3 protein-coding genes and 1 pseudogene are annotated in these 1906 nt (G+C 63.0%); 1 reads left to right on the forward strand and 3 read right to left on the reverse strand.

The genetic code is table 11. The features are described 5' to 3' along the window. Positions 1-473: hypothetical protein (locus EN994_RS29340; protein ID WP_127308048.1), on the forward strand; the 473-nt coding region annotated here is incomplete at its 5' end. A 9-nt stretch (positions 474-482) separates the two neighbouring features. Here the strand turns inward: EN994_RS29340 and ppa are convergent. The 3 genes and pseudogenes from ppa to EN994_RS36470 form a co-directional block, all read right to left on the reverse strand. Next, a complete protein-coding gene (gene ppa, locus EN994_RS29345) occupies positions 483-1016 on the reverse strand; it encodes an inorganic diphosphatase (protein WP_013528997.1) in 534 nt (177 codons plus the stop codon). 112 nt (positions 1017-1128) lie between these two features. Next, positions 1129-1635 (reverse strand): GNAT family N-acetyltransferase, encoded by a 507-nt coding sequence (locus EN994_RS29350; RefSeq protein ID WP_013528996.1) that lies wholly within the window; start codon positions 1633-1635, stop codon positions 1129-1131. A gap of 118 nt (positions 1636-1753) precedes the next feature. Beyond that, positions 1754-1906: pseudogene (locus EN994_RS36470) on the reverse strand (TPM domain-containing protein); the annotation flags it as partial.

Below are 1906 nucleotides of genomic sequence, written 5' to 3' on the forward strand. Positions count from 1 at the left end.
CAGAAGAAGGCGACGGCGACTGGGCCGAACTCGCCTGTTCAGGCTATCGCGGCTATCCCGTACTGATCGCCTATGACGACGCCCGTGAATCGCTGTTCTACGGTTTTCCGCCCGGCGGCGACATGACGACGGTCTGGGAAAGCTTTTCCGGCCTCAATTCGTCCGGAGCCAAAGTCGAATGGCGCATCGAAACCAAGGGCGACACGGCAGTGCCCTATGCCGTCATCCATCGCCGCTCGATCAGCAATCCCGAGGACGAGAAAAAGCCGACCGAGGTGCTGCTCGTCGCCAAGGTCGGCCAGATGGACGCCCGCGACGGCTGCACCGTCGGCCTGGTGCTGGCCACCGGCAATCCCGTCGCCAACGACCAGGCGCGCAAGCTTGCCGACGACAAGGCACGCACCTTCGCCTGCGGCAAGGACAGACACACCGTCATCGGCAAAGTGCCGGCCTTCGGCCGGGTCGACAACTGACCGGTCGGGCTACTTGCTCGCCTTGGCCCGCTCGATCGCGTCGACGATCATCTTCTTGGCGTATTTGGAATCGTGCCAGCCTTCGATCTTGACCCATTTGCCGGGCTCGAGATCCTTGTAGTGCTCGAAGAAGTGCTGCACCTGCTGGCGCGTAATGTCGGGCAGCTGAGTGTATTCGGTGACGTTCTCGTAACGCAGCGTCAGTTTTGGCGACGGCACGGCGATGATCTTCTCATCCTGGCCGGCATTGTCTTCCATGATCAGCACGCCGATCGGCCGCACGTTGATGACGCAGCCCGGCACCAGCGCGCGCGTGTTGCAGACCAGCACGTCGATCGGATCGCCGTCGCCCGACAGCGTGTGCGGCACGAAGCCGTAATTGCCGGGGTAGCGCATCGAGGTGTGCAGGAAGCGGTCGACGAACAGCGTGCCGGCCTCCTTGTCCATCTCGTACTTGATCGGCTCGCCGCCGATCGGCACCTCGATGATGACGTTGACGTCCTCAGGCGGATTCTTTCCGCTGGCTATGGCTTCAATGCGCATGGCTTAAATCCCTCTCTCGATGGACGATCGATAGCGGGCGGCGCGTCATGGTGCAATGCGGCGAATGGTGCTGGGTGCGAATGGAACGCCCAATTGCCGAAAGGCCGGGTTGTCATTCCCAGACGAAAGCGACCTTCTTCAGCGCCTTTTGCTCGAAGATCTCGACGCCCTCGGCGACATCGCGGCCACCGGCGCCGGCATAGAAGGCAAGCGCGTTCTGGTTGTCCTCCAGCGCCCACACGACCATGCCTTTCAGCCCGTGATCGGCCAGCCGCGCCTTGGCCGCCGAAAACAGGCGGCTGCCGAGCCCGATGCCCTGATATTCCGGGCGCAGGTACAATTCGTAGATTTCGCCCTGCTGGCGCAGTTCACGGGCGCGGTTCTTGCCGATCGTCGCATAGCCGGCGATCTTGCCGCCGATTTCGACGACCAGAACGGTGGCGGCGCGGCGAATCGCATTCGCCCACCAGTCGGCGCCACGGCGGTTGATCATCGATGTCAGGGTCCGGTGCGGAATGATGCCGGAATAGGCGCCGCGCCAGGCCTCCAGATGCACCTCGGCGATGGCACTGGCATCGCGCGGGTCGGCTTTCCGGATGTCGATCGTCAGCGTATTCATGATTTGTTAACCATAAACCCGCATCGCCCGATTGCAAGGGTCCGGGCCGCCAGCCGGCTGCTTTCTCACAGGCGATCACCGCCCTGGTGAGGGGCCTTCAAGACTTCTGTGGAAAGGCTCAAATCTCGACGAGATGGTCGTCGAGCTCGTTGCTGTCGCCCGCAGTGACCGGGAAATGCTCGGCCAGCACCGCACCCACCAACTCGATCGCCTTGACGAAGCCGTCGGCAAGCCGGTCGTCGCCGGCATGCGCGGTAAGGTCGCGCACGAC

Origin of the sequence: Mesorhizobium sp. M7A.F.Ca.CA.002.09.1.1 (assembly GCF_003998555.1) — a bacterium.
Lineage (GTDB): Bacteria > Pseudomonadota > Alphaproteobacteria > Rhizobiales > Rhizobiaceae > Mesorhizobium > Mesorhizobium ciceri.

What these genes read in the sequence shown, in the direction of transcription:
- EN994_RS29350 (WP_013528996.1), bottom strand. Translation starts at nt 1,635, where the DNA reads ATGAATACGCTGACGATCGACATCCGGAAAGCCGACCCGCGCGATGCC.
- ppa (WP_013528997.1), bottom strand. Translation starts at nt 1,016, where the DNA reads ATGCGCATTGAAGCCATAGCCAGCGGAAAGAATCCGCCTGAGGACGTC.